Consider the following 16,146-nt stretch of genomic DNA (forward strand, 5'->3'; position numbering starts at 1 on the left):
TTAATTATAACCCAGGAATTTAGAAAAAAAAATATGAAATTTATAAATTCTTCTCTATCATTCTGTTAGAAGCTGAGATATAATAAAAATATCAAAAAGTCATTGAGGTGGGGTGATTAGTAACAAAAGAGGTCGTTGATTTTTAGCGGTCTCTGGAGGAATTATTTGATTAACATTACACGCTCTCATGTTTTTGATGAGAATATCAATAACGTAAATGCGATGATTTTAAAAATTATGGCTTTTACGGCAATTGTTCCAACTTCCTTTATTCTTCTTACTGTTGTTGGAATATGGAATGTTCCTCACACATATTCAGTGGGAATGCTGGTTTACTGCCTTTTTGCAACAATCCTCCTTAAAATCTTTAACAGGTTTCCGGCCCTTCAGCGTCTTACCATGTATGCAAGTATTTTTGCTGCCATATTTTTTGTAGATTTACTTGGTGCCAAAAGTATAATCAATGTTACAATTTCCTATGGTTTTGCACCCTTTCTTTCCTGTCTTTATTACAATGTAAAACTTACCCGCGTATCAAATTTTGTAAATATTATCTCAATTATGATTGTAATCTGGCTGCGTTCACAGACGGTTCTCGATAACTTTATGTGGCTGGATCACCCTAATCAGACTGCAATGTCATGGTTCCTTGAAAACGGAGCCGGAACTCTTGTTGAATCGGTTTTTGTTTACCTTATTACTGTTTCTCTTGCAAAACGTACCAACAAAACTCTTGATGCAATGATACAAAGCTCGGAAGAAAGAAATACTGCAATTGAAGAACTTAAAAAACGTAATGCTTATATAGTAAAGATTAACAATGAAATAGAAGGAACTAACCACAATTTAAAGAATACCCAGTATAAAATCATTCAGTTTGTTTCTGAGGTTCTTGGCAGCCACGATTTGTTTACCGGCCGTCACGTTATGCATACCCGTAAATATGTAGAAATTATTGCAAAAGAACTGAAGAAGGGCGGCTACTACCAGAAGGAACTGACGGATGAAAATATAGAGCTTTATTCTACAGCCGCTTTTCTTCATGATATCGGAAAGATTCATATTCCGGAGGGTGTTCTTAATAAAATCGGAAAGTTTACGCCCGAAGAATATCAGCTGATGAAGATTCACCCGGAAGAGGGAAAGAAGCTTCTTGAATATCTTCCTCAGATTGAAGACGGAACCTTTAACGAAATTGCAAAACAAATGGCTTACTGTCACCACGAAAAATGGGATGGAAGCGGATATCCAAACGGTCTTAAAGGAAAAGAAATTCCTTTGTGCGCAAGAATTATGGCAGCTGCCGATGTCCTTGATGCCCTTATAAGCCAGCGTCTTTACAAAGAGCCTATGCCAGTTGAAGAGGCAATGGCAGTTTTTGAAAGAGCCAAGGGAATGCACTTTGAACCTTGTATTGCTGATGCCGTTATCAATTTGAAAAATCTGATTACAATCATTGATGAAGATTTTAAGACTACAGAAGCCAGCACTAATGCCGAAGAACTTGAATGGTGGATGAAATATCACTCAAGTACTGTAAAAATTGAAGTTCACACCGATTTTATCGGCGCAAGTACTGAACCTCAGAGTGCTGTATTCACAAAAACCTTGTAAACATATAAAATATTATATCTTAAATTATACGAGGTTTTACTATGGAAGAAATTTTAGATTTACTTCGCCAGAATGCACGACTTTCTGCCGCGGATATCGCCGCGCTCACAAAAAAGACAGAGGAAGAGGTTTGTGCGATTATCAAAAAACTGGAAGATGACGGAGTTATTCTAAAATACGCGGCCATTGTAAATCCAGAAAAAGATAAGGAGAACCGCGATAAGGTTCTTGCAGAAATCCAGATTCAGGTTCAGCCACAGCGCGAACACGGATTTGATATGATTGCTGACCGCATTTACCGTTTCCCTCAGGTAAAATCACTTTACCTTATGAGCGGCGGCTACGATCTGCGCGTTACAATCGAAGGCGACTCTTTGAAAGATGTTGCACTTTTTGTTTCTGAAAAGCTTTCTACTCTGGAAGGTGTTCGTTCAACTAAGACTAATTTTGTTTTGAAAAAATATAAAGAAAATGACGTTGTTTATGTTGAAGATGAGCGCGACCGAAGAGAAGGAATTCAGGCTTAATTCTTGAGGAGATTTATTTCTCCCGCTTATTTATGGATATAAACAATGAACAGTCGAACAGATAAATTTTCTACTAAAATAGTTAACACACAGGGCTCAAAAATCCGTAAGTTTTTTGAACTCTGTATCGGTCATGATGATATTATTTCCCTTGGTGTAGGTGAGCCAGACTTTCCGACTCCATGGATTATCCGCGAGGAAGCTTTTTATCACCTGGAAAAAGGCCACACTTCCTACACTTCAAACTGGGGTTTAATTGAACTCCGTGAAGAAATTTCAAAATATCTTGCCCGCTTTGGAATGGATTACAATCCAAAGAACGAGATTTTGCCAACTGTTGGTGCCAGTGAAGGTGTAGACTTAGTTCTCCGCTCAATCCTCAATCCTGGTGATGAACTGATTGTCTGCGAACCTTGCTACGTTTCTTATCAGCCTCTTGGTGACCTTTGCGATGCAAAGGTAATTCACCTGGATACGAGTAAGACAAACTTTATTCCTACAGCTGAACTTATTGAAAGCGTAATCACACCAAAAACAAAAGCAATTATGATCTGCTCTCCAAGTAACCCTACAGGAAAGACAATTCCTGCTGAAGAGCTTGCCAAGATTGCAGAAGTTGTTAAAAAGCACGAAATCTGGTGTATCAGTGATGAAATTTACTGCGAGTTGATTTACGATGGCCGCAAGCACGTTTCTATCGGTTCCTTCCCTGGAATGAAGGACTACACAATCGTTTTGAACGGTTTCTCTAAGGCCTTCGCTATGACTGGCTGGCGTATCGGTTATATTGCCGCTCCTGCTGACCTTTTGCTCAACTGCTGCAAGCTTCACGGTTACAATTCAATCTGTCCTCCAATTTTCAGCCAGTATGCTGCCGCAGAAGGACTTCGCAATGCCTGGTCTGAAGTTGAAAAAATGCGCGTAAGCTATCAGCAGCGCCGTAACCTTATGCACAAGGCTTTCTTAGATATGGGACTTCCTTGTGTTGAACCAGAAGGTGCCTTCTACATGTTCCCGGATATCCGCTCTACAGGAATGGAATCTGAAGAGTTTGCAAAAGCCCTTTTGGAAAAGAAAAAGGTTGCCGTAGTTCCTGGAACTGCCTTTGGCGATGCCGGTGAAGGCTTTATCCGCTGCTGTTACGCAACTGACATAAACAAAATTAAAATTGCCATGACAAAAATTGCAGAATTTTTGCAGGAAATAAAGAAATAAATTCGCTAAGGGAGTCTGTTAGATACAATGCTTATACCTTTACTGTTAATAATAATTTTTGCCTGCCTTTTTATTGGTCTTGTAATGGCCATTTCCAGTGCAAAAAAAGGCAAAAAAAAGGATGTTTCCGGCAGAATTCAAAAGAAAGGTAAGGCTGCGATTATTAAGGAAGCTCAGAAAAAACTTGCTCATAATCCACATGATGTAACAGCTCTCCGCGAACTTGGAAATATTTATTTTTCTGAAAAAAACTGGGAAAAGGCCTATGCAGCCTATAAAACCCTTCTGGATCTTTCTTCTTCCAATGTTGAAATTAACGGAGTTGAAGCCGGACTTAAAACCGGAATTGCGGCTTACAATCTTGGAAAAATTGATGATGCCCTCAGTGTCCTCATTCTTGCCGTAAAGAAAAATCCTGAATCTTATGAAGCAAACCTTTATCTGGGAAAAGCCCTTTATCAGAAAGAGATTTTTGATAAGGCAATTGCCTGTTTAAAGAAAGCAAAACTTCTCCGCCCGGAAAGCGGCGAAGCAAATCAGCTTTTAGGCTTCAGTTTATTTAAATTGCAGAAATACCGTGAATGTCTTCCATTCCTTAAGGCTGCCCTTGATGAAACTCCTGATAATAAGGAAATTCTTTACAATATGGCAGTTGCAATGATGGAATGCGGCATGGGTGAAAAATCCCTTAAAGTATTTATTCACCTTCGCCCGGATCCTCTTTTTGGCCCTCAGTCTTGTCTTGAAGCGGGAAAAATGCATGAAAAGGTAAAGGATTTTACCTCTGCAATTCAGGATTATGAAATTGCCCTTAAACTGCCTAGCGTTCCGGATACAATTTTAATTCAGATTAAGTATCGTGCTGCCCTTACCTATATTGCAATGAATAATATTCCACAGGCACTTACAATGCTTAAACAGGTTCAGGCTATAAAAGCAAATTACAAGGATGTTGAAGCCCTTATTGCCCGCTACTCTGAACTTAATCAGAACAAGAACCTTCAGGTTTATATGATGGCGGGAACAAGTGAATTTATTGCCCTTTGCCGTAAATTCATTTCCAGCTACTATCCTGATGCTTTTGTAAAGGTTGGAGACCAGAATGTTGGTACTGACTGTGTTGATATTGTCTGCGAAATTGAACATCCTAAGTGGTCTGCAAAACAGCTTTTCCGTTTTTACAGAAGCCAGTCAACTTTGAGTGACCTTGCTGTACGCGAATGTCATGGAAAAATGCGCGATGATAAATGCGACAAGGCAATCTGCGTAACTTTGGGAAGCTTTTCTGAAAGCGCACATAAATTTATTGACGGCCGTCCTATTGATTTGATTGAAAAAGAAGCTCTTTCAAAAATGCTCTTGAAAATCAGTATTATTTAATGCGGGCTGAGCTGGGATTATTTAATGAATATCTGTTTATTTAACGAAGATGAAATTTCTAAGCCTCTTGATTTGCGTGACGAGCGGGGCGAGCATATTGTAAAAATCCTGCATAAAAAGGAAGGGGAAACTTTTACTGCGGGAATTATAGGCGGTCAGGCCGGAACAGCTACAATTACAAAAATAGAAGGCTCTTTTAAAGAGGGTGGAAGACTCTTTTTTGACTTTAAGCCGGAAAGCGATGGTAAGCCCCTTACAAAGCTTAAGATGATTATCGGTTTTCCCCGTCCTATTCAGCTGAAAAGACTTTTACGTGATATTGCGGGGCTTGGCGTTTGCGAAGTTCATCTTACGGGTACTGAGCTTGGTGAAAAATCCTACATGCAGTCAACTCTGGTAGAAAAGGGTGCTGCTTACAAAATGCTTTTAGACGGCACTGTTCAGGCGGGAAGCACCCACGTGCCAGAGCTATTTTTACATAAAAGCCTGGACGAATGCGTGACAAAAATTCTGGAAGACGACGGCTTGCTGCCCGACCAGGATTCGAGCGTCTTACTTGCCCTTGATAACAGAAAACCCCGCTGTTCACTGACTAAGGCCTTGGAGGGCTGCAAGTTCATCATGGAGAAGAGCGTGGTTGCGGCTATTGGAAGTGAGAGGGGCTGGACCGACAGGGAGAGGGAATTTCTTTCGGAAAAAGGCTTTACCCTCTGCTCGATGGGAGAGCGCATTTTGAGAACTGAGACAGCTGCAACGGTTGCAGGTTCGATTATTTTGTCTCAACTTGGTATAATATAGGAAGAATTATGGATAATCAGAAAATTAAGGAAATACTTTTAGATATTGCAGAAACTCAGATTGAATTCAGCGTGATTCAGACTGGAAAGGAAAGTAAACGGGTGAACGGTTTTTATAAGCCTGATACCCACGAGATTTTTTTGCATAACCTGAATTTTAAATCGGACAATATGCTGGTTTATACGGCGGTGCATGAATATACACACCATTTGATTACTGAACGCAAGCTGGAAGAAGATCCGACTTACGTTTGCAATTCTAAGGTTCATACTCAGGAATTCTGGGCACGTTTTGGTGAACTTTTGAAAATTGCCGAAGATAAGGGCTATTATTCGCTTGGCTGGGAAAACAATGCCGAGCTTAAGGCACTTACAGAAGATATCAAAGAGAATTATCTGGCTAAAAACGGCCAGCTTATGCAGGAATTCGGAAAGAAACTTTCGCGTGCCTGGGAACTTTGTAAGGAAGCTGATATCCGTTATGAAGATTACATCGACCGCGTTCTCTGTCTGCCTCGTAATGCGGAAAAGGATATCCGTAAGGTGGGCGCTGTGCCTGTGAACCCTGCAATCGGTTTTGAAAATATGAAGACTGTTGCCTCTGTAAAAAAGGCTGATGCACGCGCTGAAGTTGAAAAAGACTTCCTTGACGGGGGAAAGAGCCCTGCTACAGTTCGTGAGCTTATGAAGCAGAAGGCTGGCCAGGTTAAGACTGATGATAAGAAATCTCGTCTGGAAAAAGAAAAGTCGCGACTGGAAAAAACAATCGCCTCTTTGACTCAGCGGCTTGAAGTTGTGGAGGAAAGCCTTGCGAGCATGTAAGCGTTTTCTGGCGGTTCTTGCCGCTTTGTTTACAGTTTTTGCAGCTTTTTCGCAAGCTAACGGGGCGGGGGATAATTCAAACTCCCAGACTGGCAGTGGAACTTCACTTCAGATGCCTTCTATGCCGGATATGCCGCGAAGGCCTTCAATGCCGTCGGTATCTGCTTCTGCCTCAACTCCAAGCATTACAATGCCTTCTGTTCCTGTAAGTCCGGGGGGAAGCGGCAGCTTTTATATTCCAAGTTTTCAAAGTCCTGCAGGGGCAGAGAAAAGTTCTACGGCTGGGGATACTTCTAAAACAGAAAATAAGACTTCGGCTCAGAAATCAGAAGTGGAAGCAAAGACAAATCTTGCCTCTGCCCTAAAAAATGAGCTTTTGACAGCCGGGGATATTTCTGCCCTTTATGATTCGGGTCTTTTTGGGAACCTTTCATCTCTTGCCGGTGCAAAAAATATTTCAGGCGCTTCAGCCTCAGGTGATGCGGCAAGTCTTTCGATTCTGGAAAAAATTCTTGCAAGCCTTGAAGAACTTAAGGAGGCTCAGAAAGCCTTGAGTCCTGAGCAGAAACAGGAGCTTGCAAATTATCAGCTTGATGCCCAGACTTTTAAAAAGCGGGAGCCGAAAATCCTTCGTTTTAAGATTAACGGCTACAATATTAATGATTCTGTTACAAAGGCCTTTTTTAGTGATTCAGAAAGTGACGGCACTTTTATGCTTACGGGCGACCGTACCTATTATGTAAATCATCAGGCAAGAAGTGAAACCTTCTATATTCTTTTTAAGGCAATCTCAAGTAACGGTTCTGCTGTAATTTATGATGTGCGCCCAAGCCTGGTTCAGGATTATGAAAATCAGAATTCCTTTATTTACCGTTTTGCCGCTATGAAGGAACTTCGGGCTGAGAAAACAGGAAATCTTGTTGCTCTTCATTCTTCTGATGGAAGTATGAACGTGGATCTGCTTCTGGATATTGACGGAGATAAATAATGGCTCTTTTGGAAGACGGTTTAAAGGCAGTTGGTATAGAAGAAGAAAAAATTCCTGCCCTTGCCGAAAAAATGGAAAAATATATAGCGGAAATTGCCCTTTGCAATTCGGCTTTTAACCTTACAAATACAAGTGACCACGACGAACTGGTTACCCGCCATATTTTAGATTCACTGGCAGCTTATGTCCCGATTCGGGATTTTTTGAAGGAAAGAGAAGCTGCCTTGGCAGGAGTTGCCGGGGGCGGTGCTGAAGGGGTGGCAGATGCCACAAGTTCAGTTACCATCGGCGATATTGGAAGCGGTGGCGGCTTGCCGGGCCTTCCTCTTGCTGCGGCCTTTCCTCAATATTCCTTTACCCTTGTCGAGCGTATGAGTAAGCGTTGCGGCTTTCTTGAAAAAACTGCGGCGGCTCTTGGACTTTCAAATATTGCTGTTCTTGAGCAGCAGGCGGAATTTGTTCCTCAGAAGTCTTTTGACCTGGTAACCTTCCGTGCTTTCCGACCTCTGGATTTGAAAATGGCAAAAAAATTGCTGCGTCTTCGTAAAGAGGGCGGAATTCTTGCGGCTTATAAGGCAAAAATGGAAAATATCACTGCCGAAATGGAAGGGATTAAAAAGCTGGTGCCGGAATACAAGGTTATTGAGCTTCATGTTCCGGGACTTGAAGACAGCGAGCGCAATTTGGTAATTGTTTAAAGGAGGAAAAAAGCTAAAAAATTTTTCTGATGAAAAATTTTTCTTAACGCTTTTTGCTATAAGATTATGTTTAACAAAAAAGAAAGAAATCCTTATGCTGTTGTCTGCGAGGATGTCTGTAAAATAAAAAAAGACGAGCGGGTGCTTATTATTGCAAATCCATCTACTTCGGAAATTGCCCAGAACTTTTATCAGGCTTCCGAGGCCTGCGGAGCTCAGACTTCCCTTATTTATCAGCACGAAAAAACAAGCTTTGATAATGCAAATAAGGAAGTGCTTGCTGCAATTGCCACAAATCCTGATGTTTGTTTTTCAATTTCGGGAATAAAACTTGGAAAAGACCCTGAAGCGACTGCAAAACCCTATAAAACTGATGCCGGACAGGAATTTTCTCATATTTTTGATTACCTTCTTGATGGAAAAAAGACCATGCGTGGAGTCTGGACTCCGGGAATTACCGTAGACATGATGGAACGCACTGCAAATATTGATTACGCTGAACTTCGTGCCCGCTGTAAAAAGCTCGAAGGCTTTTTTAAGGGAGCTGTCAGCGTTCATGTTACCGCTCCTGCCGGAACTGATTTAATGGTTCCTGTTGAAAACCGGGCCCTTATGTTTGATGACGGTGATTTTACAAAGCCTGGAACTGGCGGAAATATTCCAGCTGGTGAAGTTTTTATCAGTCCTCTTGTTGGAAAAAATGAGTTTGAGCCTGATATGACAAGTGAAGGCTGTCAGGGAGTCATTGTTTATGACGGTTCAATGACCTTCAGCGATGGAGATTCAATTCTTGAGACACCAATCACCTGTAAGCTGAAGGACGGCTATGTTTCAGAAATCAGCGGTGGGGCAGAAGCAGAAAGGCTTTTAAAGACTGTTACAGAAGCAGAAAACCGAGCCCTGCAGATGGAAAAGGAAGGAAAACTGAAGGCCGGGCAAGGTGTAATCTATAAGAAAAATGCCCGCAATATCGGTGAGCTTGGAATCGGTTTGAATCCGGCTGCCCGTATTACAGGAAATATGCTTGAAGATGAAAAGGCTTTCCATACCTGCCACTTTGCAATCGGCGAAAATTATGATAATGATGCGCCTTCTTTAATTCATCTTGATGGAGTTGTAAGAAATCCTACAATTACTTTGATTTATAAAGATGGAAGCGAAAAAATAATTCTTGAAAACGGAGCTCTTGTAATATGAAAAAAGTGACTTTCTGCCTGATTTTATTTTCTTTGCTGCTCACAAGTGCCTGCGCTAAAACAGAAGGTAAAAAAACTGATAATCCGGAAATTGAAAAATTGAACCGGGTGCTGTCCGGCATGAGTCAGAAATGTAAGGATGCAATTCCAAACGGCAGCGCAGAAGAATTCCTTGCAGATTTGCACAGAGTTCTGGAATCTGAAAAAGAATTTTCTTCGGCAGATTTAAGTCCTTTCTATCTTATTGATAAAAAGCATAATGTTGGGGAAGATTACGAACCAAAAGGCCTTATTCATCTGGAAAAAAATCCTTATTACGAAATCAATAAAAATAATCTGAGTCTGCGTCCTGAAGCCTTTGCTGCTCTTGAAAAACTTGCCCGCGCTGCAAAAAATGACGGCGTAACTCTTACTGTAAGTTCAACCTACCGCTCTTATGAGTATCAGAAAAATCTTTTTCAGTATTGGGTAAAAGTGGACGGCCTTGCCGAGGCTGAAAGGGAAAGTGCACGCGAAGGAACCAGTCAGCATCAGCTGGGTATGGCCCTGGATTTTGCACCGGTAGACGACGCCTTTGATAAAACTCCCGGCGGCCAGTGGGTTTATAAGCACGCTGCAGAATACGGCTGGAGTTTGAGCTTCCCTAAAGGCTATGAAGATGTAACCGGCTTCCGCTGGGAATGCTGGCATTTCCGTTATATCGGAGTAGAAGCCTGCCGCTTCCAGAAAAAATGGTTTAGCGACGTTCAGCAGTTTATGATTGAATTTATTGACGGATGGAAACGCGGTTTTTAATCACGTTCCGCGACCGCAAGCTATTTTACAGTGTAAATTTTTGTTATATCCCCGAATTTTACGAAAACGTTGTAGAATTTACTAAGAATTTTCTTGACAATTTTGGACTCTGGCTTTAATCTAGAAACATAGGTAACCGATTGCCTATATTTTTTTAGAAGATAAAGGCAATCGGTTACCTAGAGAAAAATCAAAAAAGCTTTTTTCTAATCGATTTAGGAGGATTTATGAAAAAAAGTGTAGTTTTAGGTTCGTTGCTTTGTGCAGCTGCTTTGCTTTCTACAAGCTGTGGCGGAAAAAAAGATGGCGCTAAAGCAGGCGGAAAGGATGCAAGCAAAAAATTGGTTGTATGGTCATTCACAGATGAATTGGAAGGAATGATTAATGATTTCTACAAACCAGCTCACCCAGATATGACAGTTGAGTACTCAATGACTCCAACTGATCAGTTCCCTAACAAGCTTGACCCAGTTCTTCAGAGCGGTTCTGGTACTCCAGACGTTTTCGCTTTGGAAAATGCATTCGTACGCAAGTACATCGAATCTGATCTTCTTCTTCCACTTGATGATGTTTATGCAGAAGTTAAAGGAAAGATGGCTGACTATCCAATGAAGATAGGTTCTTACAATGGTCACGTATACGGTATGGCATGGCAGGTATGTCCTGGTGCATTGTTCTACCGCAGAAGCCTTGCTAAGAAATATCTTGGAACAGATGATCCAGCAAAAGTACAGGAATACGTAAAAGATTTGGATACATTCCTTAAGACAGCTAAGCTCTTGAGCGACAAATCTAACGGAAAATGTGATATCGTTTCATCAACAGGTGATATGTTCATGCCTTACAAAGGTGCCCGCAAATCTCCATGGGTTGTAAATGACAAATTGGTTATCGACCCAGCTATGGAAAAATACATGGATATGTGTAAGATCCTTCACGACAACAACTGGGAAGGCCGCGTTGGACAGTGGTCAGAAGGTTGGTTCGCTGGTATGAAAGGTTCTTTGAAAGACGAAAAAGGTAACCCAATCGAAGTATTCTGTTACCTCCTCCCAACATGGGGTCTTCACTACGTTCTTAAACAGAATGCTCCAGATACAGCTGGTGACTGGGCAATGTGTGCTGGTCCTGCTAACTACTACTGGGGTGGTACTTGGATTGCTGCTTACAAAGGAACAAAGAACCCTAACGCAGCTAAAGAAATGATCAAATACCTTGCTACAGATGATACATTCCTTACATCATATGCTAAGGCATCTGGAGATACAGTTGGTAACTTGAACGTTCAGAACGCTCTTAAAGACAGCTTCTCTGATCCATACCTTGCAGGACAGAACCACTATGCTGAATTCTGTGAAATGGCTAAAGGTATCGATGGTAGCTTGATTCAGGGTTCTGACCAGCAGATTGAAGCTTTGTTCAGCGAAGCAACAGCTGCTTATGCAAACGGTGAAAAGACAAAGGAACAGGCTTTGAAAGATTTCAAAGATCAGGTTTCTTCTACAATGGGATACTAATACTAATTTAATCTGTTAGTGCAGTAGCACCGTAAAACTGGGGCGCTTTCTGATGTATGCGGTCTTTACGGCAAAAATCGGAAACGCCCCTTTTTTATGAGGAGAATTAAAAAATGAATAATTCGGGAACACAAAAAAGACTTTCGGTTTATGGTTATGTATTTACATTACCATTTCTAATTGTATTTTTGATTTTTAATCTTTGGCCTACAATTTATACTTTCCTTCTTTCTTTTGGAAACCTTAAAGGATTAAAATCAGACTTTCAAATTATTGGTTTTGCTAATTTTGCTAAACTGGTTTCTGATAAATACTTCTGGGGTGCTGTAGGAAACACCTTTATCATCTGGGGATTGAACTTTGCTCCTCAGCTCGGCCTTGCCCTGCTTTTTGCAGTATGGCTTACAAATACGAAATTAAACCTGCGTGGAAAGAACGCTTTCCGTGCATTGTTCTATATGCCAAACCTTTTGACAGCAACATCTGTAGCTATTCTTTACCGCTCTTTGTTCGCTTATCCTGTTGGACCTGTAAATCAGCTTCTTTTGAAGTTCGGACTTGTTACAGAAGCATTCAACTTCTTCCGTAGCGTTCCTGCTTCTCGTCTTATTGTAGCTTTCATCCAGTGGTGGATGTGGTGTGGACAGACATTGATTCTTTTGATGGCTGCTATTACTGCTATTTCTCCTTCATTGTATGAATCTGCCGTTATCGACGGTGCTAACGAATGGCAGTGCACCTGGAAAATTACAGTTCCTATGCTCCGCCCAATGATGTTCTACCTCCTTATTACTTCTATGGTTGGTGGTATGCAGATGTTCGATATTCCGTTCCTTATTACAGGTATGCACGGTGAACCGGACTTCAAGATCCGAACAGCCGCAGTTTACATGTACAACATTGCCTTCCAGGGACGTAACGACTACTCTTACGCCGCTGCAATTTCAATCGGAATGTTCATCATCACAATTATTCTTGCTCTCTTCATCAACAAGATTACTCAGGAACGTACTCCAAAAATCTATAACGGAGGTAAAAAATAATGGCTAAGGAAACAACAAGTTACAAATCACAGAAAGTAATTTTAAGTACTATAATTTATGTTTTCATGATTGTATTTACACTCATCGCTATCGTTCCTGTATGGTTGATGCTTGTAAACGCAACACGTTCAACTCCGGAAATCAACGCCGGTATTTCTATGCTTCCAAGTAAGTATTCAATTGCCAACTGGCACATTCTTACTGGTCGTGGATTTAAGATTGCCGTAGGTTTCAGAAACTCTCTTACAATTTCTGCCTGCGTTACAATTCTTTGTGTATATTTCTCAGCTCTGGTTGCTTACGGTATTCACGTATACCGCTTTAAGGGAAGAAAAGTCCTCTGGAATTTGATTATGATGCTGATTATGCTTCCTGCATCTTTGTCATTCATCGGTTTCTGTCAGTTTATCTCTCAGCTTCATCTGCGTGATAACTTTATTCCTCTTATCATTCCTAGTATTGCTTCTGCTGGTACAGTTCTCTTTATGAAGCAGTACATGGATTCAGTTCTTTCTTTTGAATTGATTGAAGCTTCTCGTATTGACGGTGCAGGCGAATTTATGATTTTCAACAGAATCATTATTCCTGTACTTAAGCCGGCTCTTGCAACTCAGGCAATCTTTGCTTTTGTTGGTTCATGGAACAACTTCATGACTCCATTCGTTTTGCTTTCTAAAACTGATATGTATACACTTCCAATGCTTGTACAGATGCTCCGCGGTGATATTTACCGAACAGAGTACGGTGCAATCTACGTTGGTATTGCAGTTTCACTTATTCCAATCATCATCTTCTACGCATTCATGTCACGCTACATCATCAGTGGTTTGACAATGGGTTCTGTAAAAGAGTAAGTAAAGAAAAAAGTTTTAGGAAAAAACTATGGCAAATGAAAAAATCGTTCGCGTTAAAAATCCTATTCTTACAGGATTTCATGCAGATCCTTCAATCTGCATGGCTAACGGCGAATACTATATTGCAAACTCAACTTTTGAGTGGTATCCAGGCGTAGAAATCAGCCGTTCTAAAGATTTAGTTCACTGGACTTCTGTGCCTTCACCACTCAGTGAAAAACGCCTTCTTGATATGAACGGCGAAAAATTCTCCTGTGGTATCTGGGCTCCATGTCTTTCTTATTCAGACGGACTTTTCTGGTTGATCTACACTAATGTACGCAACTGGAATGCCGGCCCTCACAAAGACTGTCCTAACTATCTGACTACTGCACCTTCTATTGAAGGTCCTTGGTCAGACCCGGTTTTCCTTAATGCAAGTGGCTTTGACGCTTCTATGTTCCATGATGATGACGGCCGTCACTGGTATATCAACATGGAATGGAATTACCGTGAAACAGGTTACCGCCAGTTCTCTGGAATTGTAATGCGCGAATATGACCCGAAAACTAAAACTTTGGGTGCTGAACGCCATAAGATTTTCAAGGGAACTGATATTGGTGGAGTAGAAGGTCCTCATCTTTATAAACGCAACGGCTGGTATTATATTGCAGCTGCAGAAGGTGGAACTGACTATCTTCACGCCCTTACTGTAGGACGTTCCCGCTCTGTAACAGGCCCTTACGAAGTTCATCCAAATAATCCTTTGATTTCTGGCTGGGGACATGACGATCATATTTCCATTCATAAGGCAGGACACGGAAGCTGGTGCCCTTCTATTGACGGCAAGCGCACTTATCTTGTTTATTTGTGCGGACGCCCTCTTCCTGGTACAACAGACTGCGTTCTTGGACGCGAAACTGCCCTTGCAGAAATTGAATGGAAGGATGACTGGCCATATGTAAAAGAACCTGATGGAACTTTGGATAATGTTCCGCCAGATTATGTTGATGTTCCTGTAAGCGCAGATAATGACGGCGTTCAGTCGGCTCCTGGCTGGGGAAAGAATCACTACACCTTTGATAAGGGTATTCCAGTTGATTTTAAGACCCTGCGAACTCCTGCTGAAGGACGTTATTCAACTACAGAGCGCAAAGGCTGGCTTAGAATGTACGGTGCTCAGTCACCTTGGTCATTCTACGAGCAGAGCATTTTCTGCCGCCGCCAGACAGACTTCAAATTTGTAGCAGAAACAAAAATCGACTTTGAACCTGATTATTTCCAGCAGTACGCAGGAATGGTATACCGCTATGATGAAGAGACACAGTATCTTCTTTCAGTTGGATACAGCGAGACCCGCGGAAAAATCCTTCAGGTAAATACAATCATGCCTCCTCAGACTGGTTTAGCTTCATGGCAGCAGGGCATGGAAATTGAGCTTAAAAAAGGTCCTGTATGGATGAGACTTGAAGTTGACCATAAAATCGGATGGTTCAGCTGGTCACAGGACGGTAAAGTATTCCATAAAATCAGACCGATTTGCGAACCTGCAAAACTTTCTGATGAATACTGTGGAATGGGCTTTACAGGCGCCTTTGTAGGTATGTTCTGCGTTGATACAGAGTTCTATAAAAAGGCAGCCGATTTTGAATACTTTGACTATCACGGATTGGATAGAGAATAGGAATTGTAATGGTTACAATTTATGATATTGCAAAAGCCACAGGCTTCTCGGCACCTACAGTTTCTAAGGCTTTGAATGATACAGGACATCTTCTTGAACAGACTCGTTCTGCTATCCTTGAAAAAGCCAGGGAAATGGGTTACGAGCCGAACAGCGCTGCAAGGAGTCTTGCAACAAAGCGGACTTACCTGATTGGGGTTATTTATGATGACCCTAGCATGCAGCGCGGTTTCAATCACCCGGTATTCTCGGGCGTTTTGAACAAGTTTCGTGAAAGTGTTGAAGCTGCCGGCTACGATATCATTTTTTTGTCATGCCATACAAAACTTTCCTATAAAGCGCACGCTAAATTCCGTGCGGTAGAAGGTATTGCAATTATAAATGCAGATTCCAGACTTAATAAGGAAATGAGTGCTTTGAGTGAGATTGGTATTCCCTGTGTTTCTACCAACGCCAGCATTCCGGGAATCTGCACAATTGTTACCGACAATAAAAAAGCGGGCTATAAGGCAGCTGAATATCTTGTGTCAAAAGGACATAAGAAAATCGGCTTTCTTTCGGCTCCAAATGACGAATATCTTCCGGCTTCAAAAGAACGTTTTGAAGGTTTTTGCCAGTATTTGACTGAAGCCGGCATTCCTTTTGATAATTCTTATTATGAGGAAAGCGAATACTGGACGGTTCCCAGCGGAAAAGAGGCTTTTAAGAAATTATACCAGCGTCATTCAGATATGACTGCAATTTTTGCAGTATCAGATCTGATTGCTATGGGTGCGATGAGTTATGTACGGGAAGTTGGCATTAAAATTCCGGAGGATTTGTCTATTCTTGGATTTGATGATGACCGTGTTTCTGAATACACCTCACCACGCCTTACAACTTTCCGCCAGGATTCAGAGGGAATTGCGTCTCTTGCAGCAGATTTGCTTTTACAGCATATGGTAGGTTTGCCGGTTCCAAACAAACTGATTCACCTGCCTTGTGAATTTATTGAGCGTGATTCTGTAATTGATATAAGTAAATAATAAAGGGAAATT

At 41.4% G+C, this 16,146-nt stretch carries 15 protein-coding genes; all 15 read left to right on the top strand.

Annotated features, from left to right (window positions below; translation table 11 throughout):
* Positions 1-165 precede the first annotated feature (165 nt).
* The 15 genes from MSI_RS13845 (at position 166) to MSI_RS04465 (ending at position 16,134) form a co-directional block, all read left to right on the top strand.
* On the top strand, positions 166-1,614 hold the full coding sequence (locus MSI_RS13845; RefSeq protein WP_009104111.1) for an HD-GYP domain-containing protein: 1,449 nt from the start codon (positions 166-168) through the stop codon (positions 1,612-1,614).
* 41 nt (positions 1,615-1,655) lie between these two features.
* Positions 1,656-2,141, top strand: coding sequence for an Lrp/AsnC family transcriptional regulator (locus tag MSI_RS04400; RefSeq protein WP_009104113.1), 486 nt, complete (start codon positions 1,656-1,658; stop codon positions 2,139-2,141).
* 45 nt (positions 2,142-2,186) lie between these two features.
* Positions 2,187-3,356: a pyridoxal phosphate-dependent aminotransferase gene (locus MSI_RS04405; RefSeq protein ID WP_009104115.1), complete on the top strand. Its 1,170-nt coding sequence runs from the start codon at positions 2,187-2,189 to the stop codon at positions 3,354-3,356.
* A 27-nt stretch (positions 3,357-3,383) separates the two neighbouring features.
* Positions 3,384-4,736: a tetratricopeptide repeat protein gene (locus tag MSI_RS04410; protein WP_009104117.1), complete on the top strand. Its 1,353-nt coding sequence runs from the start codon at positions 3,384-3,386 to the stop codon at positions 4,734-4,736.
* 24 nt (positions 4,737-4,760) lie between these two features.
* Positions 4,761-5,534: an RsmE family RNA methyltransferase gene (locus tag MSI_RS04415; RefSeq protein WP_009104120.1), complete on the top strand. Its 774-nt coding sequence runs from the start codon at positions 4,761-4,763 to the stop codon at positions 5,532-5,534.
* An 8-nt stretch (positions 5,535-5,542) separates the two neighbouring features.
* Positions 5,543-6,355: a hypothetical protein gene (locus MSI_RS04420; RefSeq protein ID WP_009104122.1), complete on the top strand. Its 813-nt coding sequence runs from the start codon at positions 5,543-5,545 to the stop codon at positions 6,353-6,355.
* Positions 6,342-7,343 (top strand): hypothetical protein, encoded by a 1,002-nt coding sequence (locus tag MSI_RS04425; RefSeq protein ID WP_009104124.1) that lies wholly within the window; start codon positions 6,342-6,344, stop codon positions 7,341-7,343. The genes MSI_RS04420 and MSI_RS04425 overlap by 14 nt, the downstream gene beginning before the upstream one ends.
* Positions 7,343-8,041 carry a 16S rRNA (guanine(527)-N(7))-methyltransferase RsmG gene (locus MSI_RS04430; protein WP_009104126.1) on the top strand — a complete coding sequence of 233 codons (699 nt, stop codon included), beginning with the start codon at positions 7,343-7,345 and terminating at the stop codon, positions 8,039-8,041. The genes MSI_RS04425 and MSI_RS04430 overlap by 1 nt, the downstream gene beginning before the upstream one ends.
* 66 nt (positions 8,042-8,107) lie before the next feature.
* On the top strand, positions 8,108-9,238 hold the full coding sequence (locus MSI_RS04435) for an aminopeptidase (RefSeq protein ID WP_009104127.1): 1,131 nt from the start codon (positions 8,108-8,110) through the stop codon (positions 9,236-9,238).
* On the top strand, positions 9,235-10,032 hold the full coding sequence (locus MSI_RS04440) for a M15 family metallopeptidase (protein ID WP_009104128.1): 798 nt from the start codon (positions 9,235-9,237) through the stop codon (positions 10,030-10,032). The genes MSI_RS04435 and MSI_RS04440 overlap by 4 nt, the downstream gene beginning before the upstream one ends.
* A gap of 227 nt (positions 10,033-10,259) precedes the next feature.
* Positions 10,260-11,549 carry an ABC transporter substrate-binding protein gene (locus tag MSI_RS04445; protein ID WP_009104129.1) on the top strand — a complete coding sequence of 430 codons (1,290 nt, stop codon included), beginning with the start codon at positions 10,260-10,262 and terminating at the stop codon, positions 11,547-11,549.
* A 113-nt stretch (positions 11,550-11,662) separates the two neighbouring features.
* A complete protein-coding gene (locus tag MSI_RS04450; protein ID WP_009104130.1) occupies positions 11,663-12,592 on the top strand; it encodes a carbohydrate ABC transporter permease in 930 nt (309 codons plus the stop codon).
* Entirely contained in the window at positions 12,592-13,446 is an 855-nt protein-coding gene (locus MSI_RS04455; RefSeq protein WP_009104131.1) for a carbohydrate ABC transporter permease, read from the top strand. The genes MSI_RS04450 and MSI_RS04455 overlap by 1 nt, the downstream gene beginning before the upstream one ends.
* A gap of 28 nt (positions 13,447-13,474) precedes the next feature.
* Positions 13,475-15,109, top strand: coding sequence for a glycoside hydrolase family 43 protein (locus MSI_RS04460; RefSeq protein WP_009104132.1), 1,635 nt, complete (start codon positions 13,475-13,477; stop codon positions 15,107-15,109).
* 8 nt (positions 15,110-15,117) lie between these two features.
* Positions 15,118-16,134: a LacI family DNA-binding transcriptional regulator gene (locus MSI_RS04465; RefSeq protein WP_009104133.1), complete on the top strand. Its 1,017-nt coding sequence runs from the start codon at positions 15,118-15,120 to the stop codon at positions 16,132-16,134.
* Positions 16,135-16,146 lie beyond the last annotated feature (12 nt).

The organism is Treponema sp. JC4 (assembly GCF_000260795.1).
Lineage (GTDB): Bacteria > Spirochaetota > Spirochaetia > Treponematales > Treponemataceae > Treponema_D.